We start from the raw sequence: 22,321 nt of genomic DNA on the forward strand, positions 1-22,321 counted from the left end.
ACAGCTCAACCCCCGGCGGGGCCTGTTGAGATCCTCACGTATTTGCGCCAGCTGTGTTCCGGCCGAAAGCCCAACATGTCGCGCGCCTTGCGATTGGACAGCAGCGTCTCGAATTCGCCGAGCTCACCCTTGACCGGCACACCGGGATAGAAGCGCTTCAGCAGTTCCGCGGTCGGCAGGTCCGACGACGTGTCGTCATTGGCAGCGTTGAACACCTGGTAGCCGAGCCCATCCTTCTCGATGGCGCGCAGCGTGATCTGGCCGAGGTCGCGCGCATCGACATAGCTCCAGGCGATGCGCTTGCGGAAACCGGGATCGGCGAACCATTTCGGAAACAGGGAGTATTCGTGCGGTTCGATGACGTTGCCGATGCGCAATGCATAGATGTCGGCACCGTCGCGCTGCGCAAAGGCCCGTGCCGTCTTCTCGTTGACCACCTTGGAAAGGGCATAGCTGTCCATCGGATCGACGTCGTATTCTTCGTCGAGCGGGAAATATTTCGGCGTGCGCGGCTCGTTGGCGAAGACCAGCCCGTAGGTGGTCTCGCTGGAGGCGATTATCACCTTGCGGATGCCGAGCTTCACCGCCGCCTCGATGACATTGTAGGTACCGAGCGCGTTGATGCGGAACACTTCGTTGTCGGGCGTGATCATGATGCGCGGGATCGCGGCGAAATGCACCACGGCGTCGACGGGCTGGGGGCGCAGCGACGGGTCGAATTCATGCAAGCCCGCATAGCTCGACAGCGCGTTGAACACCTGCCCGCTGTCGGTGATGTCGGTGATCAGCGTGCGCACCTTGGGATTGTCGAGCGGCTTGGTGTCGATGTTGAGCACCTGGCAGCCCTGCTCCACCAGATATTGCACGACGTGGCGCCCAGCCTTGCCGCTGCCGCCGGTGAACATGATCCGCTTCATTATTCTGGTCTCCACGAAAGCTCAGGAATTATGTGTATTGTCAGACAATATTGCTTTCTGCAACCGCTTGCGGCTAAAAGAGCGGCGACATTATCGATAATCGCAACACAGGACAGACAGCATGAACACGACCGCCGCGAGCGAGAAGATCGGCTTCATCGGCCTTGGCCTGATGGGTCATGGCATCGCCAAGAACATCGTCGATAAAGGCTATCACCTGACCTTCCTCGGCCGCAAGAATCGCAAGCCGGCGGAGGATATGGCTAATCGCGGCGCCCACGAAGCCTCGACCTCCCGCGACGTGGCGGCGGCATCGACGATCGTCTTCATCTGCGTCACCGGTTCGCGTGAGGTCGAAGCCATCATTCGAGGCCCCGGCGGTCTCAAGGAAGGATTGAGAAAAGGCTCGGTCGTCGTCGACTGCTCGACCTCCGACCCGGTCTCGACCGTTGCGCTGGCCGCCGAACTCAAGGCGCTCGGCGTCAACTATGTCGATGCACCGCTCAGCCGCACGCCGAAGGAGGCTTGGGAAGGCACGCTCGACGCCATGGTCGGCGCACCCGACGCCGTCTTTGCCAGGGTCAAACCGGTGATCGAAACCTGGGCCGGCCGTATCGTCCATATCGGCGACACCGGCGACGGCCACCGCATGAAATTGCTCAACAATTTCGTCTCGCTGGGCTATGCGGCGATCTATTCCGAGGCATTGGCCTTGGCCGAGAAGGTCGGCATCTCGCCGCAGCGCTTCGACAGCGTCATCCGCAACGGCCGCATGGATTGCGGCTTCTACCAGACCTTCATGCGGTGGACGTTGGAGGGCGACCGCGACGCCCACAAATTCACTATTGCCAACGCCTTCAAGGACTTGACCTACCTCGAATCGATGGCGGGTTCTGCCGGCATTGCCAACCCCCTCGGCAACGCCACCAAGAACGCTTTCGCCGGAGCACACGCCACCGGACCGGCCGAGCAGTACGTGCCGATGCTGGCCACCCATATCGGCAAGGTCAACGGTGTCGATCTGATGCCGATGAAAGATGGAAAGAAACAGACGATTTAAGGGTGAGAAGCGGTCCGCGCACCGGATGAAAAGCCAATAGCTTGGCTTTTCGAGCTTCGAACGCCGGGAGCCTGCGAAAGGCCGCAGAAGGCTACGCATTGTCCATAGAAAGGTGATCACCAAGCGCGAGCGTCGATCACCCTCGCCCTCTTCCGATCCCTTCATCGGTATCGGCGAGTAGCTTGTGCACGGCGTTGCGCGCCGCTGAGGGGCGCTGCAAACGAATATTCTTCTCGATCGCCTCGTGCAGCCTCTGGGCCCGCCGTTGGTCGCCGACCTGCTGAGTCGTGAAGACGAAGAGATGGTCGAGCGCCGACTCGATGAGCACGCCGAGCGGCACCAGCAGATCGTTGCCGGAGGCCCGCAGGATGGCAAGATGAAAGCGCGTGTCGGCCCGGATGCGCTCCTGAAGGCTTGCCGCCTCGCCCATCTCGCGGCAGGCCTGGCTGATCTCGGCCATCTGCTCGTCGCTGCGCCGCACCGCGGCAAAGGCGCTCGCTTCCGGCTCGATGATGTGGCGGAACTCCTGTACCGTCCGCAGGAACACCTCACGGTCCGGCGCGGTCGCGTACCAGGCGAGCACGTCGCGGTCGAGTAGGTTCCAGCGCTCCTTCGGTTCGACCCAACTGCCGATCTTGGGGCGCGAAGCGAGCAGGCTTTTGGCCATCAGCATCTTGATCGCCTCGCGCACCGCCGAGCGGCTGACGTTGAACGTTCGCGACCATTGGGCTTCGTTGGGCAGGATGGTGCCTGGCGGATAGTCGCCGCGCACGATCCTGAGCCCGATCTCGCTGGCCAGCGAGGCGTGCACGCTGGCACCGGGAAAGTGCGCCGCATCGGGCCGGCGCATGGCGGCCGGACGGCGGCCGGCCTGTGCCTTGGTCCGAATGGCTCGCTTGTTTGACTTTTCGTCCGGCATCCACGTTCCAATGCGTCGGCCGTACCTGTTCCGGTCAGGAACTGTCGGGTGCGCCGATGCCATTGCCGAAAATTCGAACCACGGGCGCGCCAAAGCCGGAGCCGCTGCCCCTGAAATGCGTGTCCCTGTTCGTCAGCAGAGGTGGCGGGGCGCCCGTTGACGGGCGCCCCGATCGAGACGCCTACTTCTGGATGCAGGTGTCGACCGTATCCTTGGTGCATTCGTCGAGGCCGGTGAACACCGGATCGTCGACCTTCTTGCCTTCGACCAGGTCGATCATCACGGACGGCGCCTTGTAGCCCATCTCGAACGGCCGCTGGCCGACCAGCGCGGTGACAAGGCCATCCCGCGCGATCGCCACCTCGTCGCCGATCGTGTCGGCGGCGCCGATGACGAAGTCGTTGCTGGCCAGCTTGTCCTTCAGCGGTCCAACCAGATCGCGATAGGGCTGCGGCGCGCCGAACAGCGGCCAGCCGCCCATGATGCCGAACGCATCGAGCTTGGGGTTGGCGGCAAGGATGTCGGTCATCGCCTGCACGCCCTTGGCGCCGTCGTCATTGGTGAACACCGGACAGCCCGCCACTTCCGTCCAGCCGCCTTCGCCGGCAAGGGCTGCAAGTCCTTCCTTGCCCGACAGCGCATCACGCATGCCTTGCGCGCGGCGAAGGATGTTGTCGGCCGCCGGATTGCCCTCGATGGTGCAGATCGTGCCGCCCTTCGGCTTGGCCTTCTTTATGTATTCGCCGATCTTCTTGCCCATCAGATAGTTGTCGGTGCCGAGATAAGTCTTGCGAAGTGCTGCGTCTTCCTTGGCAAGATCGGCATCGACGGTCATGATCGGGATCGACGGGTTGGCGCTTTTGATCGTTTGCGCGATCAGCGGCGCGTTGGACGGCGAAATCGCCATCGCCACCGTGTCCGGCTTGCTCAGCATATCCTGCACGATCTGCGCCTCGCCGGCCTCGTCGGAAGTCGACGCCGGACCGGTGTAGAAGCACTCATATTCCGAGCTGGCGTTTTCCTTGTTCCATTTCTCGCAGCCCTGGTGGATCGCCTCGAAGAACGGATTGTCGAGACCTTTCACCACGATGACGAGCTGCTTCTTGGCCAAAGCCGGCCCGGCGCCCAACGCCATGGCGGCGACGGCGGCGAGCAAAACTGTTTTCCTCATGTCAGTCCTCCCTTGGAAACAGACGGACACGGCGTGCCCGCCACACAGATCGGCCGAATGCGAGATGACAGAAGCAAGCGCTCGTGCCGTCAGGCCAGGCCGATAAGTATTTTCAGATGCGACCAGCCCGGCAACGATGCCGGCACGGTCGATAATCCTCTACCGGTTGCGCCGCCAAACAACGTCGTCAAAGCCGGCATATCTTCCTCCGACGCTCAACTAATAACGGCTTGCCGCCAACGTCAATTGCTATTTGTCCTACAAAACGGATTTTTCCCGAAAGGCGGGATCTCATTCGTCCGACAATTGCCCAAATCTTATTCGTCAGACAATTGACGCCCATGCAGGCATTTGCGTAAATGACCGCGTCGCTGCTTCCGGGAGGAGCTGGGGTAGCGAACCGAAGCCGTCGCCCCTTCCGGGACAGACGGCCAGACATGGGAGGCAAAAGGCTGGTGGCGGTTCTCGAACTCACCAACATCTCGAAGCATTTCGGCGCCATCCAGGCGGTGAACGACGTGTCGCTGTCGATCGAGCCCGGCCAGGTCGTCGGCCTGATGGGTGACAACGGCGCCGGCAAGTCGACGCTGGTCAAGATGATCGCCGGCAATTTCCGCCCGAGCCACGGCACCATGCAGATGGACGGCAAGGATCTGATCCTGCACAAGCCGGTCGAGGCCCGCCAGCACGGCATCGAGATCGTCCACCAGGATCTGGCGCTGTGCAATAATTTGACGGCGGCGGCCAATGTCTATCTCGGCCGCGAACTGCGCCGCGGCGTCGGGCCCTTCCGTATCCTCGACTATGCCGCCATGTACAAGCGCGCCGGCCAGATATTCGCCGAGCTCAAATCCGAGACGCGCCCGCGCGACCTCGTCAAACAGATGTCCGGCGGTCAGCGCCAGGCGGTGGCGATCGCCCGCACCATGCTGTCGCAGGCCAAGATAGTGCTGATGGACGAGCCGACGGCGGCGATTTCGGTCCGTCAGGTCGCCGAAGTCCTCAACCTGATCCGCCATTTGCGCGACCAGGGCATCGCCGTGGTGCTGATCAGCCACCGCATGCCCGACGTTTTCGACGTCGCCGACCGCGTCATCGTCATGCGGCGCGGCAGGAAAGTCGCCGACAAGGCGATCGCCTCGAGTTCGCCCGAGGAAGTGACAGGGCTGATCACCGGCGCCATCGAGCAGGTGGTGTGAGAGCGGCAAAACCGGATTTCATTGCGCTGGCGCGTTTCGCTGCCGGCAGGAAAGGTCGATAATGGCAGTCACCCTTGATCAGACGATCGCGCAGAAACAGCACAGTTTTCTGTCGCGGCTGCTCTCCAGCCAGACGTTCTGGGTGGTGATCGCCGTCATCCTCGCCTGTATCTTCCTGTCCTTTGCCACGGATGCCTTCGCCACCCCGAAGAACCTCTTCAACATCACCCGCAACGTCACCTTCGTCGCCATTGTCGCGCTGGGCATGACCTTCGTCATCATCACCGGCGGCATCGACCTCTCGGTCGGTTCGGTGCTGTGCCTGTGCTCGATGGTGCTGGCCGTTACCATGCATGCCGGGTTTTCGATCGAAGTCGGCATCCTGGCTTCGATCGTCACCGCACTCGTCATCGGCGGCTTCAACGGCATTCTGATCGCCTATCTCGGCTTTCCGCCCTTCGTGGTGACGCTCGGCATGCTGTCGATCGCCCGCAGCCTCGCCATGGTCGCCTCCAACAACACCGTCGTCTTCCAGTTCGGGCCCGATCACGACAAGCTGCTGGCGCTGGGCGGCGGCGCCTGGCTGTTCGGGATCGCCAATCCGGTGCTCTACATGATCCTTTTGGCGCTGATCACCGGCTTCATCCTGCGCTGGACCAAGTTCGGCCGGCATATCTTCGCCATTGGCGGCAACGAGCATGCGGCGACGCTGACCGGCGTTCCGGTGCGCCAGATCAAGGTCGCCGTCTACATGATCTCGGCGCTGTCGGCGGGAATTGCCGGCATCATCCAGACCGGCTGGCTGGGCGCCGTCACGACCAATCTCGGCAACGGCATGGAGCTGCAAGTCATCGCCGCCACCGTCATCGGCGGCGCCAATCTCGCCGGCGGCGTCGGCACCGCCTTCGGCGCCATCGTGGGTGCCGCCCTCATCGAGGTGATCCGCAACAGCCTCGGCCTGCTCGGTATCAACGCCTTCTGGCAGGGCACCTTCATCGGCGGCGCGATCCTGCTGGCGGTGCTGTTCGACCGCATCCGCAACTTCAGGCGAAGCGACTAAAAGCCTGTCTTCGCCGAAGCGCCGTTCATTTCGGTCCTATCGCTCAGTCTGAAAATCGGCTGAAGCGGCCTGCCGCGAATACCGGGCGTGCGGCTATGCCTTGACGGATACGGAAAACCGGCCGCACAATCCCCAAGCAGGCGAAGGGAGGCCAGTCGCCTGCGGGAGGATATACCCATGACGGAAGCGATCAGGCTCTACTGGGGCCGGTTCGGACATGTTTCTGTCCTGAATGTCGCGAGCGACTTCGTCACCCATGCCCATGTCGAGGCACATCTCATCATCTGGCTGGAAGGCACCGCCGGCGAGATGACCATCGGCCGTGAGACGGTCCTGCTTGGACCTGGCACGGCTGCCGGCATCAACTCGCTGCAGCCGCATAGCCATGTGCTGTCGCACGACGGCACCCCAGGCCTGTTCCTCGCCTTTTACATCGACCCGGACTGGGCACGGCGGCGCCGTGACCTGCCCTCGTCCGCGCCGCTTTTCGCGCAGGCGGCAATCACGCTCGAACCCTGGCTGCACCAGGCTGCTGCCGGCCTGCTCGATCATCTGACCGACAATGAGAGCATCGACGATGTCGCCAATTACGAGATCGAGCGCTTCATCGACTCGGTGCTCGATGCCGCCGACGCTTCAGCTCCGCAGGAGCCGCGTGGCCGCGTGAACACCATGCAGGATTTCCGCGTCCGCAAGGCGATCCAGCTGATGAAAGCCAATGTCTGCGAGCGTATCTCCTTCGATGACGTGGCGCGCAGCGTCGGCCTGTCGCGGCCGCATTTCTTCGCCCTGTTCAAGGAACAGACCAGTTTGACGCCCAACGTCTACTGGAACACGCTGCGCATGGAGGAAGCGGTGCGCCAGCTCCAGTGGTCGCATGAGCCGCTGATATCGGTCGCCTGCAATCTCGGCTTCACCACCCAGGGCAATTTCTCGCGTTTCTTCCGCGACCATGTCGGCGTGCCGCCGACGCTCTATCGCGAAGCGGCGCGAGCAGTGTCCTGACGGGCCGGAAAGCGGCTATTTTCAGACTGATTGATACGTGCCCAAGACGCATTGATAAGCACCGCGACCACGATCGGCCTACCGTCCCAAGCAGAACGTTTGCAGGGGAAAGAGCATATGGCTGATGTCACCATCTCCACCGTCATCGACGCGCCGGTCGAAAAGGTCTGGGCGCGCATCCGCGACTTCAACGGACTGCCGAATTGGCATCCGCGCATGGTCGAAAGCCATATCGAGGACGGCAAGGACGCCACCACGATCGGCTGCGTGCGCAACTTCCAGCTGGCCAGCGGCGCGCGGCTGCGCGAAAAGCTGCTCGATTTCTCCGATGAGAATTTCCTCGTCAGCTATTCGATCCTGGAAACGCCGCAGCCGCTCACCAACCACAGGGCTACGCTGCAATTGCGGCGCGTCACCGACGGCGACCGCACCTATGCCGAATGGACCGCCAGCTTCGACGCAGCACCCGAAGAAGCCGACAAGCTGGCCGAGGGCATGGGCGCCAATGTCTTCCAGGGCGGCTTCAACGCCCTGAAGAGCCATTTCGCCGGCCAGGGTTGAGGAGCGGGCCGTGGCGCTGGCATTGCAGAGTTTTGCAACGGTGAAAGACGCCAGCGCGGCGCTGAAAGCCGCCGGCACGCGCTATCTCGGCGGTGGCACGCTCGTCTTGCGCGCCGCCAATGAGGGCGACGTTTCGGTCTCCGGCCTTGTCAGGTCGACCGACCCGGCCTTGTCGGTCATCGCGGTCTCCGGCGGCACGATCCGCATCGGCGCTTCGGTGACCATGGCGGCGATCGCCCGCCATCCCGAGCTCGGCCAGCTTGCCAAGGCCGCGCGTGCCGTTGGCGGTCCGGCGATCCGCAACATGGCGACCGTCGGCGGCAATCTGTTTGCGCCAAGCCCCTATGGCGATTTCGCAGTCGCCCTGCTGGCGCTGGACGCCATGGTGAGCACCAATGACGGCGAGATGCCGATGGAAGCGTTTCTGGCCAAGCGGGGCGGGAGCCGCGCGATCGTCACCTCGGTCAGCTTCACGCGGCCGGCACAGGGAAGCTTTCGATTCGTGAAGGTCTCGCGGGTAAAGCCCAAGGGCGTCTCGGTGCTCAGTATCGCCGCTATCCTGGAACAAGCCGGCGACGGCACGATATCCTCGGCGCGCATCGCGCTCGGTTGTATGGCCGACCGGCCGATGCGAGCCAAGACAGCCGAAAAAGCGCTGCTCGGCAGGACACTGGACGCGGACGGCATCGCTTCGGCACTGGCCGCCGCGGGCGACGGCACCGCACCAATCACCGACCCGATCGCCAGCGCCTGGTATCGCGCGCAAGTGCTGCCGGTTCATCTCGGTCGGCTGCTGCTCAGCTAGTCACATTCGGGGCGCGCGCTTGCCCTGCGGGGGCAGGCGCGCAAGGAGGAAGAATGGCAAAGGTTCCCGTCCAGTTCACGCTCAACGGTTCTGAGAAGGCCGAATTCGTCGAAAGCGGCACCACGCTGCTCAACGCCTTGCGCGACAAGATCGGCGACACTTCGCCGAAGGGCGGCTGCCATCAAGGCACCTGTGGCGCCTGCTCGGTGATCGTCGACGGTGAGCTCCGGCTGTCCTGTCTGACGCTCGCCGAAACCTGCAACGGCGCTGCCATCACCACCACATCGGGTCTTGCCGAAGGCGGCGTCCTGCATCCGCTGCAGCGCGCCTTTCTCGACGCCTTCGCCACCCAATGCGGCTTCTGCACGCCGGGCATGCTCATGGCGGCCAAGGTGTTGCTCGACCACACGCCCGATCCCAGCCGCGACGATGTCGTCGAAGCGCTGTCGGGCAACATATGCCGCTGTACAGGCTACGAGCCTATCATCCAGGCGGTGCTCACCGCCGCTCGCGCCAACTCGCAGAACGCGGCCTGAGGGAAGCAAGATGGAACTGCGCAAAAGCTATTTTTCGGACGTCCGCAAGGATGACCTCAACGAGATCGGCCAGCCGAGGCCCCGCTCGGATTCGCCCGGCCATGTCACCGGCAAAACCGCCTATTTCGCCGACCGCAACTTTCCCGGCATGCTGCATCTGAAGATGGTGCGCAGCCCGCACCATCATGCCCGCATCCGATCGATCGATACGTCCGAAGCGGAAAAACATCCGGGCGTGGTGAAAATTCTCACCGCCAGGGACGTCCCGCACAATGTCTACACCATCCTGATCCTGATCCAGATCGGGCCGGAGGACGAGGCGGTTCTGGCCGACGGCAAGGTGCGCTGGAAGGGCGAGGCCGTGGTGGCGGTGCTGGCCGAGACGGAGCGCGCCGCCCAGGAAGCCGCGGCCAAGGTCAAGGTCGACTACGAGGTGCTGCCGGCCGTCTTCGACATGGAGGAAGCGCTGAAGCCCGGCGCGCCCCTCGTCAACGAGTATCACGGCCAGAACTACTATCTCTATGACAGCGGCGAGTGCCGCAAGGTGCGCTTCGGCGATGTCGAGGCGGGGTTTGCCGAGGCCGACTACGTCCTCGAACAAAGCTACCAGTCCTCGCCGATAGAGCATGCGCCGACCGAGACCACCGGCTGTATCGTGGCACCGGAGGGCAATGACCGCTTCACCTGCTATACCAACACGCAGGCGATGTTCTTCACCCTCGACAACACGTCGATCATTTTGCAGATGCCGGGCAGCAAGCTGCATTTCGTCGGCGGCACGGTCGGCGGCGGCTTTGGCGGCAAGGTCGATGTCATCGTCGAACCGATCGCGATCCTCGGCGCCAAGCTAACAGGGCGACCGGTCTGTTTTACCTACAGCCGCGAGGAGGAGATGCAGATCTCGTCACCTCGCGCGGCCGAAAAGGTCGTCATCAAGGACGGCGTGATGAAGGACGGCCGCATCGTCGCGCGCAAAGTCACCGGCTACACCGACGCCGGCGCCTACTCCCGCCATTCGCCCTATGGCGCCCAGAAGGGCGCGGGGCACTATCCCGGCCCCTACACCATCCCCAATGTTTGGATCGACACGTACTGCGTCTACACCAACCGCACCCCCTCCTCCGCCATGCGCGGCTTCGGCGTCACCATCGGTGACTTCGCGCTGGAGGTGCAGATGGACAAGCTGGCGCGGCTGATCGGCATGGATCCGCTCGAATTCCGCTTCATCAACGCCTATCGCGACGGCGATATGAAGGCGCATCGCCAGCCGACCGAAGGGGCGGCCCTCATAGAGTGCATGCAGGAGGCCTCGCGCGCGGCCAACTGGCCCGTGGCTGAGAAATACATGGCAATGTCCTCCTACGCGAAGGGAGCTTGAAATGGCGATCAGGCGTGGACGCGGCGTCGCCGCGATCAATTATCCCACGGGCATGAACCTTGGCGGCGATCCCACCCAGGCGCTGGTGCATTCGACCCCAACCGGCAATTTCATGGTGACCCTATCATCGGTCGATCTCGGCCAGGGCATGAAGCAGATCATGGCGCAGATCTGCGCCGAGACAATCGGCGTGCCGACCGACCGCGTCGTCGTCGACACCGCCGACACCGACACCGGCCCGCACTGCATGGGCACTTTCGCCTCGCGCGGCACGCACCGCGCCGGCAACGCCGTCATCCAGGCGGCGAGGGAAGCCCGCCAGGTGATGCTGGAAGTGGCCGCGGAGGAGTTGGAGGTCAACGCCTCCGACCTCGAGACCGACGGTCAGGGCAACATATTGGTGAAGGGCGCGCCGCAGAAATCGATCTCGATCTTCGACGTCGCTCTGTCGGCGCATTTCAAGCGCGGCCGCTCGATCTCGGGACGCGGCATGTTCCTCATCCCGCGCTCCTATCCGGAGAAGGAGACCGGCGCGATGAAGCCATCGACCTGCTACGCGCATGCCTGCACGGTGGCCGAGGTCGAGGTCGATGACGAGACTGGCGAGGTGACGGTGCTGACAGTGAAGAACGTCTTCGAGATCGGCCGTGCGCTGAACCCCAAAATGGTCGAGCAGCAGCTGGTCGGCGGCTCCTGGATGGGCATCAGCCACGCGCTCTACGAAACGACCGAGCCCTATTATCCCAGCCGTGACCACGGCGGCACCGACTTCAACCAGTATCTGATGCCAGGTCCCGGCGATCTGGCCGAAACCGAGGTCATCGTGCTGGAGCGGCCCTCGGCAGATGGTCCTTACGGCGCCAAGGGGCCCGGCGAAATGTGCGCCAATCCACAGATTCCGGCGGTCGCCAATGCCGTTTTCGACGCTGTCGGCGTGCGCATCGACACGCTACCGATCACGCCGGAACGCATTTTGCGTGCGCTCAAGGCGCAAGCGACGACCTGAGGACCGACATGCCCGAGGTAAACGCCGAAACGGTCGCGACTTCGCCAGAAGCGGTCGCCGAGCGCCTCGCTGCCGCGCATTATCTGGCTGATGAAAGCCTGGCGACGGCTATCTTCCTGGCGATCCGGCTGGGCAAGCCGCTGCTGCTCGAAGGCGCTCCGGGCGTCGGCAAGACGGAAGCGGCCAAGGCAATCGCCGGGCTGCTCGGCCGCGATCTGGTGCGGTTGCAATGCTATGAAGGCATAGACGCCGCGCATGCGCTCTATGAGTGGAACTACCAGCGCCAGCTGCTCGCCATCCGCCATGCCGGCGAGCAAGAAGTCGATATCTACGACGACCGCTTTCTGATCGCCCGCCCGCTGCTGCAGGTCCTGAAGGCGCCGGAGCAGCGCATCCTGCTGGTCGACGAGATCGACCGTTCCGACCACGAATTCGAGGCGCTGCTGTTGGAGTTTCTTTCCGACTTCCAGATCAGCATTCCCGAGCGCGGCACCATCCGCGCCACCGCACAGCCGATCGTCATCCTGACCTCCAACCGCACCCGCGAACTCGCCGAAGCGCTCCGGCGGCGTTGCGTCTATCACTGGATAGGCTATCCCGATGCCGAGCGTGAGGCGGCCATCATCATGCTGCGCGCCGGCGATGTCGCAGAGGCAACGGCACGCGCCGTGGCCACAGCCGTGCAGACCATCCGCGCGCGTCCACTCGCCAAACCGCCCGGCATCGCCGAGGCGGTCGAATGGGCCAATGCCGCGACCATTCTCGAAAAAGGCGGCAGTCCATGGCCGGAAGCCTTCCGCCGCGCCATCGGCGTGCTGATCAAGGACGAGGAGGATCTGTCCTACATCGCGCCCGAGCTCGGCCGGATCGTCGACGAGGTGCTGGCGTGAGCCGCGACGTCATTCAGCAACGCGGGCGGGACAGCGCCCCCCTCTGTCCTGCCGGACATCTCCCCCGCGCCGCAACGCCCTTGCTCAGCTTCGCTCGCCTGCTGCGCCGCTACGGCTTCGCTATTGCCCCGGAACAAGTCTCCCGTTTCATGCAGGCCGTGACCCTGCTGGGGCCGCGCTCGATGGCGGACATCCGTGAGGCGGCCCTGGCCACACTAGCGCCGCCGCCTGACCGCCGCGACGAATTCGAAGCGCATTTCCAGAGCCATTTCTATGGCAACGCGTCAGCTGTGATCGAAGGCGATGCAGACGAGGAAACGCGCATCAAGGATGATGGCGGTGCCGACGACGAACGGATCGAGGCCGAGCAGAAACAGGAAGGCGGCGAGTTGTCTTCCGCCCTGGAGCAGTTGAGCTCGCGCGACTTCCAGCGCGACGACGACAGTCTGACCGCGTTTCGCCGAAAGCTGTCATCGGCCCTGCCCGCCCGACGTTCCTTCCGCACCGTGCGTACCCATTCGCGCGGCAAGCTCGACCTGCGCCGCTCGCTCAGGGAAATCGTCGGCGCAGATGGCGATGTCCCCTCGCCGCTGCTGCGCCGCCGCCAGACCGTGCCGCGCAAACTGCTGCTCTTGATCGATGTCTCCGGCTCGATGAAGCTGCACACCGCCGACTATCTCAAGCTGGCGCATGCCGCCGTGCAGGGCGCGGACCGCGCAGAGATCTTTACCTTCGGCACGCGGCTCACCCGCATCACCTCGGCATTGCGCATCCGCGACCGCGATCAGGCGCTGGCGCGCGCGGCGGCCCAGGTCGACGATTGGGATGGCGGCACCCGCATGGGACCGACCCTGCTGGCATTCCTCTCGGTGCCGCGCTTTTCGTCGTTCACGCGCGGCGCCGCGGTCGTCATTCTCTCCGACGCGCTGGAGCGCGGCGACCATGCCGAACTGGAGATTGCCATGCGCAGGCTTAGCGCCCGCGCCTTCCGGCTGTCGCTGGCGACCCCGCTGGCCGGCGATCCGCGCTTCCAGCCGGCGACAGCGGCGCTGCGCGCCATCCTGCCCGACCTCGACGATCTGGTCGACGGCTCGTCGCTGGCCGGCCTCACCGATTTCATCCTGTCGCTCGCACGCCCCGCCCCGGCGGCCGCGACCATCTGGAAAAGGGTATCGTGATGCAGAAAGCCATCGACGCGCATTTCCACATCTGGCGCCAGAAGGACCAACCATGGCTGGTCGGCCCGATGGTGCCGCGCATCTTCGGCCCTTACGAACCGATCCGCCGCGACTATCCGATCGATGAATTTTTGGCCGACCAAAAAGGTTCCGGCGTCGAAAAAGCCGTTTATGTCCAGACCAATTGGGCCAAGGAGGATTTCGAGAAGGAGGTCGCCTTCCTGCAGAAGACCGCTGACGAGACCGGCTGGCCGCACGCCATCGTCGGCTATGCCGACATGACGGTGGACGATGTCAGGCCGCAGATCGACCGGTTGATGAAATACAGGCTGCTGCGCGGCGTGCGCATGCAACTGCACTGGCACGAGACCCCGGCCTTCCGCTTCGCCGCCTCGGCCGACCAGGTGATCGACCCCAAGGTCCGCGCCAACGTCGCGCGGCTGAAGGATTACGGCCTGTCCTTCGACCTGCAGCTCTTCCCCGCCCAGATGAAGGACGGGCTGACGCTGGTCGGCGAAAACCCGGAGACGAATTTCATCCTGACCCACGCCGGCATGCTGACCGGCATGGAACCGGAAACCACCGAAGCCTGGAAGGCCGGCCTGCGCGCACTGTCGGCGGCGCCCAATCTCTACGCCAAGCTGTCTGGCCTCGGCACCTTCGTTCACCGCAACGACCCGGCGCTGATCGCCTACATCATCGACAATGCGATCGATATTCTTGGCAGCGACCATCTGATGTTCGGCTCGAACTTCCCGATCGAGAAGCTCTGGACTGGCCACGCCGAACTGATCAAGGCGCACCGCGATGCGGTGGAGAAGCATGGCACGGCGGCGGAAGCCGACATTTTCTGGAACGCGGCGGAGAAGGTTTACAGGCCGGTGTAGCGCGTCTTTCCTCACTTCACCTCGAACTGTGGATCGACCGGGATCTGCATTGCCGTCACCAGATGGTTGGTCTGTCCCGCCAACCCGATGATCGACACCAGTTCGCCATGCTGTGCGTCTGTCATGCCCTTGGCGCGCGCCGCCGCGGTGTGCGAATGGACGCAATAGGAGCAGCCATTGGCGGTCGACACCGCGATGTAGATCATCTCCTTGGTCAACGGATCGATGGCACTGTCTGCAACCATCACCGCCTTGAGCTGTTCCCAGATACGCTTCAGCGCCACAGGATCATTGGCCAGCCCGCGCCAGAAATTATTGACGAAATCGGATTTGCGCGTCGCGCGGATGTCGTCGAACACCGCCTTTAAGGCCGGGATTTTCTCCACCTCGGCATCGCTCAGGAGTCTGGTGGTGGCCATGGTGTTTCCTTTCGTTTTTTCAATGCCGGACGTTTGAATCGGACGCTGAACAGCCGCCGCCAATCCATTCACTTCATTCGCCTATTCGCCTTTTGCGACGCAAACAGCACCGCGAGGGTGTGTCGAGATTCAGGTCAGGCCGAGTCGAAAACGACGGGTTCCGAGAACCGGAGCGGAGCGTACTTGAAGTACGTGAGCACCGGGAGCGCAGGAAGCTGGCGTTTGCAGGCCGGCCTCACCTGAATACCGACACACTCTCTAATGCACCGCCGCATACATAATCTTCTCCTCCGTCGCCTCGGCCGGCGAAAACTCCTCGACGATACGGCCCTGGCGGCAGACCAGGATCCGGTCGGACAGGTTCATGATCTCCGGCAGGTAGGACGAGATGACGACGACGGCCAGACCCTCGTCGGCCAGCCGGTTGATGATCTGGTGGATCTCGGCGATGGCGCCGACATCGACGCCGCGCGTCGGCTCGTCGAAGATGACCACGCGCGGCTTCTGCACCAGCCCCTTGCCGATCACCACCTTCTGCTGGTTGCCGCCGGAAAGCTCGACCACGCGCGCATTGTCGTTGATCGCCCTGATGTTCAGCGTCTTGGTCCATTCGGCGGAGAGCGCGCGCATCTCCTGCTGATTGATCACCCAGCCTTTTTCGCGGCCGGCCGCCAGCAGCCCGCCGAACAGGTTCTCGGCAATGCCCATCGTCTCGAAAATGCCTTCGCTCTTGCGATCCTCCGTGACGTAGACGATGCCGTCGGCCACCGCTTCGCTCGGCACGAGATAGCGCACCGGCCTGTCGTCCAGCTCGATCGCCCCGCCGCGCAGGAAATCGCGTTTGTAGATGCCGGACACGATTTTGAACGTCTCGGTACGGCCGGAGCCGATCAGCCCGAAGACGCCGGTGATCTGGCCTTCGAAGATCGAGAACGAATTGTTGCGCACGACATTGCTCATTGAGATGTCCTGCACCGACAGAACTTTCTTGCTCGCCTTGCGCAGCCTGGCCTCGTCTCGCTGGCGATAGATCTGCCCGGACAGCATGCGCCCGACCATGGCGGCAACGATCCGGTCGCGATCGAAGGCCGACGTGTCGTCGGTGATGACCAACTCGCCGTCGCGCAGGATGGTGATGCGGTCGGCAATCAGCAGCGCCTCTTCCAGCGCATGGCTGATGAAGACGATGGAGACGCCGCGCGCCTTGAGCCGCCGGATCAGCGCGAAGAAGTGCCGCTTTTCCTCCGGCGTCAACGTCGCGGTCGGCTCGTCGAAGATGATGATCTCGGCATTGTGGTGCACGGCGCGCGCGATCTCGACCATCTGGCGCTTGGCCGCGCCAAGCGTCGCCACCATGGCGTTCGGGTCGACCGGAAAATTCAGCGACTGCAGGAACTGCTGCGCGGAAATGTAGGTGCCGCGCAGCCGGTTGAGGAATTTCTCGGTGCCGAGATAAAGATTCTGCGCCACCGTCATCGACGGCACCAGGCTGGTCTCCTGGAACACCATTGCGATGCCCGCCTCGAGCGCCGCATGCGGCGAGGCGTAAGCGATCTCGCGTCCCTTGTGGAACATCTTGCCCGAACTGGCGTCGACCACTCCGGCGATGATCTTGGTCAGCGTCGACTTGCCGGCGCCGTTTTCGCCGAGCAGCGCGTGGATCTCGCCCTTGCGCAATTCGAAGCTGACATTCTTGACCGCGGGCACGCCGCGATAATTTTTGGTGACATTCTCCAAGCGCACGATTGGTTCCATCAAAACCCCCCGGCATCGACAGCCAACACGCAGTCGCCGCCCTTCGAGGCGACGAACAGTTCGCCATCTTTTTCAACCACGCTGCAAATGCCGTGACGTATGCCGTTGGCGCGGCTGTGCAGGCTGAACCGAGGCTGCATGTTCTGGTCGAGCCTGACCACCAGACCGTAGGAGCGGCTCGGCGACCAGGGCTTGTGGATGCCCATCGTGCGGATGCCGCCGCATTGCAGCGGTTCGAGGAAGCTGCGGCTTGAGGCCAGAGCCGGTGCGATCCAATAGGCCGGCGGCACCTGCTCGATCATGTCCTGACGGTAATGCGTCTCCTGCAGCACGAATTCGATCAGCCGGTTGCGCGGCGCAAACAGGGTCAGCCAGGCGCCGCCATCGGCTGCCGGCGACAGCCGCGCGGGATAGCCGGGCAGATGGGTCAACACCGTCGAGCGGCTGCCGCTTGCCGCCTCGAAGCGGATGAGCTGATGGCGCCAGCTCTCGCTCACCAGCACATCCCTGCCGATGGGATGGAGCCCATAGGGAAAGGCGATGGCGCCGGCCACCTTGCGGAAGGTCCCGCCTGCCGCATCCTGCTTCCAAAGCGATCCGGACGCGCCTTTCTTCATCAGGTCGGCCGCCCATTGTGATGGTGCGAATTCGGCCGAGCCATTGGCCAGCCACAGCGCACCATCATCGGCATAGGCGAGCGCGGTCATGCAGCTGACACCAGCCGGTAGCGAAACATCCCTACCGCCGACCAGGAGCTTGCCGCTTTCCAATCCGACCGTCAGCTCACCCGATGGCGAGAACGCCAGCGCGGTAACGGTGGACGCAAAGGTCTCGACCAACTTGGGCGCGGTACCGGCGGCAATCGAATAGACGGCGTTGCCGCTGGAAGCGAGCAGCTTGTCGCCAGAGATCAGCAGATTGTCCGGCTCGGTCAGTTCGGCAAAAGCCGGCGCATCGTCAAGCTGCGTGTTGGGTCGGAAAGCGCCATCCAGCGGCGGGATCGTCACCGCCTTGCCGCGAAATAAATCCAGGATGGGATCGAGGATCATCGCTTTGCTCCCCAATAGGAAGCCGGGCTGGTCCAATTCGGGTCGGCGCTAGCAATCTTGTAGCGGCCGATGCGGTTGTTGAGGATGCCGCCGACGAAGAGATATCCCTTGTGCTCGCGCATCGAGGTGACCATCGGATGCGCGCCGCCCGAGAGGTCGCCCATCGCTTCGACGATGTCGCCCTGCTCCGTGAATTTCACCACGCCCCCGGTGTTGATGTTGGGGAACAGCCATTCGTCCTGCGGCAGCCGGCGTGTCATGCGCTTGCGCATGTCGGGATGGCGCAGCGACAGGTCGAAGCTCGGGGTGCGCATGCCGAGCCACGCCATCCAGTAATTGCCGTCGGAAGCGCGGTTGATGTTGTCGGGGTAGCCCGGCATGTCCCGGATGACGCATTCGGCGATGCCGGCCTTCGGCCCTTCCAGCCAGTAGCGATGCACACGGCAGGCCCAGCTCTCGGCGAAGAACAGCGACTTGCCATCATGCGCCATGCAGACGCCGTTGGTGTAGCGGTAGCCGTCGAGCAGCGTCCTGGTCGATCCGTCCTTCGGATCATAGACCAGCAGGCGGCCGGTGGCGCGGTTCTCGATCGAATCCAGCGCCCAGTCATGCGCGTCGTAGCGCTTGGTCGAGTCGGTGAAATAGATGCGGCCGTCCGGTGCTATGTCGCAGTCGTTGGGATCGCGCAGCCGTGCGTCGTCGACGACCGATGTCCAGGAGCGCGACGTTTCGGCCGACAGGCGTTTGACCTCACGATCGGGCGAGACGGAATAGAGCCCCATGGCGCCGACACAACTGATCAGATTGCCTGATTTGTCGAAGGCAAGGCCGAGCGGAAAGCCGCCGATATGAGCGAACACTTCCGACTTCACATAGCCCGGCGCGAAGAAGCGGACGATCTCGCCATGGCGCGTGCCGCAATAGAGGTGGTCGTCACGGTCGAGAATGACATCTTCCGGTCCTTCCAGTTCGCCGAGCCCGATATGGTCGGCGCCCGACAGCCTGTCGTCGAGTTCGTAGGATGTGCCGGAGCCGGGCGCCGCCGACTGCGTCTCGCCCATCCTGAGATAGACCGGCGCGACATAGACCTCGTTCAGCACCTTGTGGCGGTTCTTCAGCCAGCGGATGTCGATCGTCACCGCCACTGCCAGCATGATGCCCAGCACCATCTGGTTGGTGCCGGTGCCGTAGCCCAGCCTGATCAGGCCGTTGGTCATGGTCAAAACGATGATGGCGCCCATCAGCCCCTTGATCACCGAGCCGCGCCCGCCTCCGAGGCTGACACCGCCGACCACCGCCGCGGTCAGCGCCATGATCTCGAGGTTGAGGCCGGTGCCCGGCCCTGCTCCGCTCAGCCGGCAAGCTATGAGGAAGCCGCCGATCGAGGCGCAGAAGCCTGAGAAGACATAAGTCATGAACACGGTGCGGCGCACACGGATGCCGGCATTGTGGGCAGAGCGCCGGGAGCCGCCAACCGCCAGCACATGCCAGCCGGGCCGCGAGCGCGTCAGCGCGATATGAGTGACGATGGCGAGGATAATGGCCAGCCACATCGAGACCGACAGGCCCCAGAAGGTGCCGTCGCCGATGAAGTCGAGCACATCGGAGGTGGCTTGGGACAGCTGCACATCGGCGGCATAGGTGGTGACCAGGATGTCGAACAGCGCCCGCCCGAAAATGAAGGTCACCAGCGTGGTGAGGAAGGCGCGCAGCCTGAGGTATCCGACGAGATAGCCGTTGACGGCGCCGAAGACGAGGCCGGCGGCAAGCGAAGCGGCCAGCGCCAGCCAGATCGACTGTTCGAGGATGAAGAAGACATAGACGGCCGAAAAGCAGGACAGCGCAAAGATCGAGCCGACCGACAGGTCGATGCCGCCGCCAAGCATCACCACCGTCATGCCGGTGACGACCATCGAGAATTCACCGAGCTGGCGGGTCGATTCCTGCAGCGAGGTCAGTTTGAAGAAGCCCGGAATGATCGAACCGAACACGCCGAGTGTTGCCACCAGTGCCAGGAAGGGAATGGCATTGTCGGTCCAGCGCTTGGTCAGTATCTCGCCGACCAGATGGTCGGGCACGAGATTGTAGCGCCAGGCCTGGAGGCGTTCGCGAAAGGACATCAGGTCACTGCTATTGCGAGAGAAGAGAAAAAGGTGGCCGGGTAATCGCTCCGGAGCAATTCTCAACTTCGCCGCTGCCCCTCATCCGCCTGCCGGCACCTTCTCCCCGTGAAGACGCCCCCTCTCCCCGTTTTCACGAAGAGAGGGTAAGGTGAGGGGCAGCGCTGAGGTTGGCGATTGTCCACGTACAACCCGGCCGCCATGTTGATATCAGGCGTAAACTCGCGACCTACTTCGCCGCGGCTTCCGCTTGCAACGCCTTCAGGTCCCAGCAGCTGTCGGGCTTGAGGTCGGCCTTGGTCGTCGCCTTCTCCAGCGTGTAGATGTAGGTGTGCGACGTGCCGGCCGGCTGGCCGCTCTGCAGCAGGAACTTTATGATGGCATTCATGTCGCCCGACTGCCGGGCAAGGTCGGTCATGACAACCGCGCCATAAGTGCCGTCCTGCAGCTTGTCGCAGTCGGCCGCCTTTTCGCCGCCGCCGGTGGTGACCAGGAAAACCTTGCCGTCGAGCTTGGCGTCACGGATCGCGGCCGACGCGCCGGTAGCATCACCATCCCAGAAGTCGATGATCGAGCAGATGTCGGGGTTCTGCTGCAGCATCGTCGTCGTGACATTGCGCGAGGTGGTCGCATCCCAGTTGGAGTCGGGCTTGGCCACGACCTGAAACTCGGGATGCTTTTCCAGTACCTTCATGATGCCGGCGTACTGATAAAGGCTGGAGGAGTTCGCTTGATCGCCCTGCACAAGGCCGATCTTTTTGGACGAGTTCTCGCCGCAGCCCTTGATCGCGGCTTCCGCCTCGAGTTGGCCGAGCCGGTCCCAATCGCTGCCGACAAAGGCATCGGCCGGGAAATTGGCGGGATTGTCGACCAGGATCACGTAGGTGCCGGCTGCCTGCGCCTTCTTCATCAGCTTGGAGTAGGAATTGAGGTCGGGCGCGTGGATGATCAGCACGTCAGGCCTGGTGTCGGAGGAGATGGCATCGGTGATCGCCTGCGCGCCGGCATCGACGACCCAGTTCGGATCGCGCGTCTCGAACGTGCCGCCCCAGGCCTCGACTTCGGTCTTCAAATAGTGCGCCCAGCCCTGCGCCAGGTCGAAGCCCATCGCCAGCGGCACCAGCATGACGCGTTTGCCCTTGAGTGCCTGCGCATAGGCAGCGGGGCCCGGATCGTCGGCAGCGAAGCTCGGCGCCACGAACGCGGTGACCGCAAGCGCCGTCGCGGCGGCCATCAATGTTTTGATCAGTTTCATGTCACATCCTCTGGTTGGTCGTTGTTATTTACGGCCGGCCCCAACCGTCCGCTTTGGTCTAGTCTTCCTGTTTGAGCATGATCTTTTCCGAAAAGTTCCCACTTTTCGGGATCATGCTCTAGATGTCGCCCTGCTGCGCCGTCTGTTCGTCACGCGGATTGATGATGCCGTCGACGATGATGGCACCGAGCAGGATCGCCGCCTTGATCAGGTTTTGGTAGAGCAGCGGAATGTCGATGATGGTCATCGCATTGAGCAGGATGCCGATCAGCGCCGCTCCGACCAGCACGTTTCGCACCCCGCCTCGTCCGCCCGAAAGCCCGATGCCGCCGATCACCGCCACCAGCACGATGTCGTAGAGCAGCGTCGAGTTGACGACGCGGGTGTTGATCGAATGCAGGCTGGCCGCTGTCAGCAGGCCGGCGATCAGCGCGACGAAGGCGGAAAGCACATAGCGCAGCACCAGCATCGGCCGCACTGGAATACCGATGTTGCGCGCGGCGACCGGATTATCGCCGGCGAAATAGATGTAGCGGCCCCATTTGGTGTAGCGCAGGAACAGGAAGAACAGGAAAGCCAGTGCAGCGAAGACGAACACCTCGATGGGAATGTCGAGGAAGCGCAGGCCGCCAAGCAGTTCCACCCAATGGCCCTGCGGCACCGGAACCGCATCCTGCGTGATCAGTTGCGAGCGCACATAGCCGAAGACGAAGGAGCCGGTGGCAAGCGTCACGAAGATCGCCGGCACGTCGGCGTAAGCGACGAGAAAGCCGTTGAGCAGGCCGATGGCGAGCACGCTGGCCAGCACATAGGCGAAGGCGAGCCCGTCAGGCGTTCCTGAATTCATCAACTGCAGATACCAGGCGACCGACATCGCCATGATCGCCACCGCCGAGAGGTCGATGCCACGGCCAATGATGACGACCGCCATGCCCAATGCCAATATGCCCAGTACCGAAACCGAACGAACGATGGCAACGAGATTGTTCGGAGCGATGAAGCCCGGCAGGCCTATGGCCGCGGCAATGAACAGCATCACCGCTATGGCAAAGACAATACCTTCCTGGTTCAGGCTCTTGAAACTCGGCCGACCGATCGCGTTCATTGTCTGTCTTCACCCCGGCGGCAGCGCTGCCGCCCCTGGGAAGAAA

Annotated in this window: 21 protein-coding genes; 12 read left to right on the plus strand and 9 right to left on the minus strand. The window is 63.3% G+C overall.

What is annotated here, in order from left to right:
• Positions 1 to 5 precede the first annotated feature (5 nt).
• On the minus strand, positions 6 to 920 hold the full coding sequence (locus LB545_RS26835; protein WP_140557980.1) for an NAD-dependent epimerase/dehydratase family protein: 915 nt from the start codon (positions 918 to 920) through the stop codon (positions 6 to 8).
• 118 nt (positions 921 to 1,038) lie between these two features.
• On the opposite strand from LB545_RS26835, the gene LB545_RS26840 reads away from it, so the two are divergent.
• Positions 1,039 to 1,977, plus strand: coding sequence for an NAD(P)-dependent oxidoreductase (locus LB545_RS26840; RefSeq protein WP_140666837.1), 939 nt, complete (start codon positions 1,039 to 1,041; stop codon positions 1,975 to 1,977).
• Positions 1,978 to 2,113: 136 nt separating this feature from the next.
• On the opposite strand, the gene LB545_RS26845 is transcribed toward LB545_RS26840, so the two are convergent.
• Together LB545_RS26845 and LB545_RS26850 are read right to left on the minus strand one after the other, a co-directional pair.
• On the minus strand, positions 2,114 to 2,896 hold the full coding sequence (locus LB545_RS26845; RefSeq protein ID WP_140499852.1) for a FadR/GntR family transcriptional regulator: 783 nt from the start codon (positions 2,894 to 2,896) through the stop codon (positions 2,114 to 2,116).
• A gap of 181 nt (positions 2,897 to 3,077) precedes the next feature.
• Positions 3,078 to 4,067, minus strand: a complete 990-nt coding sequence (locus LB545_RS26850; protein ID WP_140499854.1) for a sugar-binding protein — start codon at positions 4,065 to 4,067, stop codon at positions 3,078 to 3,080.
• 455 nt (positions 4,068 to 4,522) lie between these two features.
• Between LB545_RS26850 and LB545_RS26855 the strand changes: the two genes are divergently transcribed.
• The 11 genes from LB545_RS26855 (at position 4,523) to LB545_RS26900 (ending at position 14,572) form a co-directional block, all read left to right on the plus strand.
• On the plus strand, positions 4,523 to 5,266 hold the full coding sequence (locus LB545_RS26855) for an ATP-binding cassette domain-containing protein (RefSeq protein WP_140500157.1): 744 nt from the start codon (positions 4,523 to 4,525) through the stop codon (positions 5,264 to 5,266).
• A gap of 61 nt (positions 5,267 to 5,327) precedes the next feature.
• Positions 5,328 to 6,326 carry an ABC transporter permease gene (locus tag LB545_RS26860; RefSeq protein WP_224706087.1) on the plus strand — a complete coding sequence of 333 codons (999 nt, stop codon included), beginning with the start codon at positions 5,328 to 5,330 and terminating at the stop codon, positions 6,324 to 6,326.
• A gap of 177 nt (positions 6,327 to 6,503) precedes the next feature.
• The gene (locus LB545_RS26865; protein ID WP_140630792.1) at positions 6,504 to 7,331 is read left to right on the plus strand and encodes a helix-turn-helix domain-containing protein; all 828 of its coding nucleotides are present in this window, start codon (positions 6,504 to 6,506) and stop codon (positions 7,329 to 7,331) included.
• A 117-nt stretch (positions 7,332 to 7,448) separates the two neighbouring features.
• The gene (locus LB545_RS26870; RefSeq protein WP_140515847.1) at positions 7,449 to 7,892 is read left to right on the plus strand and encodes an SRPBCC family protein; all 444 of its coding nucleotides are present in this window, start codon (positions 7,449 to 7,451) and stop codon (positions 7,890 to 7,892) included.
• Between the two features lie 10 nt (positions 7,893 to 7,902).
• A complete protein-coding gene (locus LB545_RS26875) occupies positions 7,903 to 8,697 on the plus strand; it encodes an FAD binding domain-containing protein (protein WP_140897010.1) in 795 nt (264 codons plus the stop codon).
• Positions 8,698 to 8,750: 53 nt separating this feature from the next.
• Positions 8,751 to 9,233, plus strand: a complete 483-nt coding sequence (locus tag LB545_RS26880) for a (2Fe-2S)-binding protein (RefSeq protein ID WP_140499861.1) — start codon at positions 8,751 to 8,753, stop codon at positions 9,231 to 9,233.
• Positions 9,234 to 9,243: 10 nt separating this feature from the next.
• Positions 9,244 to 10,611 carry a xanthine dehydrogenase family protein molybdopterin-binding subunit gene (locus LB545_RS30910; protein WP_140499863.1) on the plus strand — a complete coding sequence of 456 codons (1,368 nt, stop codon included), beginning with the start codon at positions 9,244 to 9,246 and terminating at the stop codon, positions 10,609 to 10,611.
• Between the two features lies 1 nt (position 10,612).
• The gene (locus LB545_RS30915) at positions 10,613 to 11,617 is read left to right on the plus strand and encodes a xanthine dehydrogenase family protein molybdopterin-binding subunit (protein WP_140567550.1); all 1,005 of its coding nucleotides are present in this window, start codon (positions 10,613 to 10,615) and stop codon (positions 11,615 to 11,617) included.
• A gap of 8 nt (positions 11,618 to 11,625) precedes the next feature.
• Positions 11,626 to 12,507, plus strand: coding sequence for an AAA family ATPase (locus LB545_RS26890; RefSeq protein WP_224706088.1), 882 nt, complete (start codon positions 11,626 to 11,628; stop codon positions 12,505 to 12,507).
• Between the two features lie 101 nt (positions 12,508 to 12,608).
• Complete coding sequence (locus LB545_RS26895) at positions 12,609 to 13,685, plus strand: vWA domain-containing protein (RefSeq protein ID WP_181165282.1); 1,077 nt, start codon at positions 12,609 to 12,611, stop codon at positions 13,683 to 13,685.
• Complete coding sequence (locus LB545_RS26900) at positions 13,685 to 14,572, plus strand: amidohydrolase family protein (protein WP_181170942.1); 888 nt, start codon at positions 13,685 to 13,687, stop codon at positions 14,570 to 14,572. Before LB545_RS26895 ends, LB545_RS26900 begins: the two co-directional genes overlap by 1 nt.
• An 11-nt stretch (positions 14,573 to 14,583) precedes the next feature.
• Here the strand turns inward: LB545_RS26900 and LB545_RS26905 are convergent, their stop codons facing one another.
• From LB545_RS26905 to LB545_RS26930, 6 genes are all read right to left on the minus strand, one after another.
• On the minus strand, positions 14,584 to 14,991 hold the full coding sequence (locus LB545_RS26905) for a carboxymuconolactone decarboxylase family protein (RefSeq protein WP_140557944.1): 408 nt from the start codon (positions 14,989 to 14,991) through the stop codon (positions 14,584 to 14,586).
• Positions 14,992 to 15,249: 258 nt separating this feature from the next.
• Entirely contained in the window at positions 15,250 to 16,746 is a 1,497-nt protein-coding gene (locus tag LB545_RS26910) for a sugar ABC transporter ATP-binding protein (RefSeq protein WP_224706089.1), read from the minus strand.
• Complete coding sequence (locus tag LB545_RS26915) at positions 16,746 to 17,795, minus strand: hypothetical protein (protein WP_140557942.1); 1,050 nt, start codon at positions 17,793 to 17,795, stop codon at positions 16,746 to 16,748. The genes LB545_RS26910 and LB545_RS26915 overlap by 1 nt, the downstream gene beginning before the upstream one ends.
• Positions 17,792 to 19,915, minus strand: coding sequence for an ABC transporter permease (locus tag LB545_RS26920; RefSeq protein ID WP_224706090.1), 2,124 nt, complete (start codon positions 19,913 to 19,915; stop codon positions 17,792 to 17,794). The genes LB545_RS26915 and LB545_RS26920 overlap by 4 nt, the downstream gene beginning before the upstream one ends.
• A 229-nt stretch (positions 19,916 to 20,144) precedes the next feature.
• Complete coding sequence (locus LB545_RS26925; protein ID WP_140562376.1) at positions 20,145 to 21,170, minus strand: sugar ABC transporter substrate-binding protein; 1,026 nt, start codon at positions 21,168 to 21,170, stop codon at positions 20,145 to 20,147.
• Positions 21,171 to 21,288: 118 nt separating this feature from the next.
• Positions 21,289 to 22,275 carry an ABC transporter permease gene (locus tag LB545_RS26930; protein ID WP_140515863.1) on the minus strand — a complete coding sequence of 329 codons (987 nt, stop codon included), beginning with the start codon at positions 22,273 to 22,275 and terminating at the stop codon, positions 21,289 to 21,291.
• Positions 22,276 to 22,321: the final 46 nt, after the last annotated feature.

Source organism: Mesorhizobium sp. BR1-1-6 (assembly GCF_020165355.1).
Lineage (GTDB): Bacteria > Pseudomonadota > Alphaproteobacteria > Rhizobiales > Rhizobiaceae > Mesorhizobium.

Coding starts and splice junctions, on each gene's coding strand:
- LB545_RS26910 (WP_224706089.1), bottom strand. CDS start 16,746: ATGGAACCAATCGTGCGCTTGGAGAATGTCACCAAAAATTATCGCGGC.
- LB545_RS26920 (WP_224706090.1), bottom strand. CDS start 19,915: ATGTCCTTTCGCGAACGCCTCCAGGCCTGGCGCTACAATCTCGTGCCC.
- LB545_RS26865 (WP_140630792.1), top strand. CDS start 6,504: ATGACGGAAGCGATCAGGCTCTACTGGGGCCGGTTCGGACATGTTTCT.
- LB545_RS30915 (WP_140567550.1), top strand. CDS start 10,613: ATGGCGATCAGGCGTGGACGCGGCGTCGCCGCGATCAATTATCCCACG.
- LB545_RS26930 (WP_140515863.1), bottom strand. CDS start 22,275: ATGAACGCGATCGGTCGGCCGAGTTTCAAGAGCCTGAACCAGGAAGGT.
- LB545_RS26905 (WP_140557944.1), bottom strand. CDS start 14,991: ATGGCCACCACCAGACTCCTGAGCGATGCCGAGGTGGAGAAAATCCCG.
- LB545_RS26880 (WP_140499861.1), top strand. CDS start 8,751: ATGGCAAAGGTTCCCGTCCAGTTCACGCTCAACGGTTCTGAGAAGGCC.
- LB545_RS26845 (WP_140499852.1), bottom strand. CDS start 2,896: ATGCCGGACGAAAAGTCAAACAAGCGAGCCATTCGGACCAAGGCACAG.
- LB545_RS26915 (WP_140557942.1), bottom strand. CDS start 17,795: ATGATCCTCGATCCCATCCTGGATTTATTTCGCGGCAAGGCGGTGACG.
- LB545_RS26870 (WP_140515847.1), top strand. CDS start 7,449: ATGGCTGATGTCACCATCTCCACCGTCATCGACGCGCCGGTCGAAAAG.
- LB545_RS26840 (WP_140666837.1), top strand. CDS start 1,039: ATGAACACGACCGCCGCGAGCGAGAAGATCGGCTTCATCGGCCTTGGC.
- LB545_RS26925 (WP_140562376.1), bottom strand. CDS start 21,170: ATGAAACTGATCAAAACATTGATGGCCGCCGCGACGGCGCTTGCGGTC.
- LB545_RS26900 (WP_181170942.1), top strand. CDS start 13,685: ATGCAGAAAGCCATCGACGCGCATTTCCACATCTGGCGCCAGAAGGAC.
- LB545_RS26850 (WP_140499854.1), bottom strand. CDS start 4,067: ATGAGGAAAACAGTTTTGCTCGCCGCCGTCGCCGCCATGGCGTTGGGC.
- LB545_RS30910 (WP_140499863.1), top strand. CDS start 9,244: ATGGAACTGCGCAAAAGCTATTTTTCGGACGTCCGCAAGGATGACCTC.
- LB545_RS26860 (WP_224706087.1), top strand. CDS start 5,328: ATGGCAGTCACCCTTGATCAGACGATCGCGCAGAAACAGCACAGTTTT.
- LB545_RS26890 (WP_224706088.1), top strand. CDS start 11,626: ATGCCCGAGGTAAACGCCGAAACGGTCGCGACTTCGCCAGAAGCGGTC.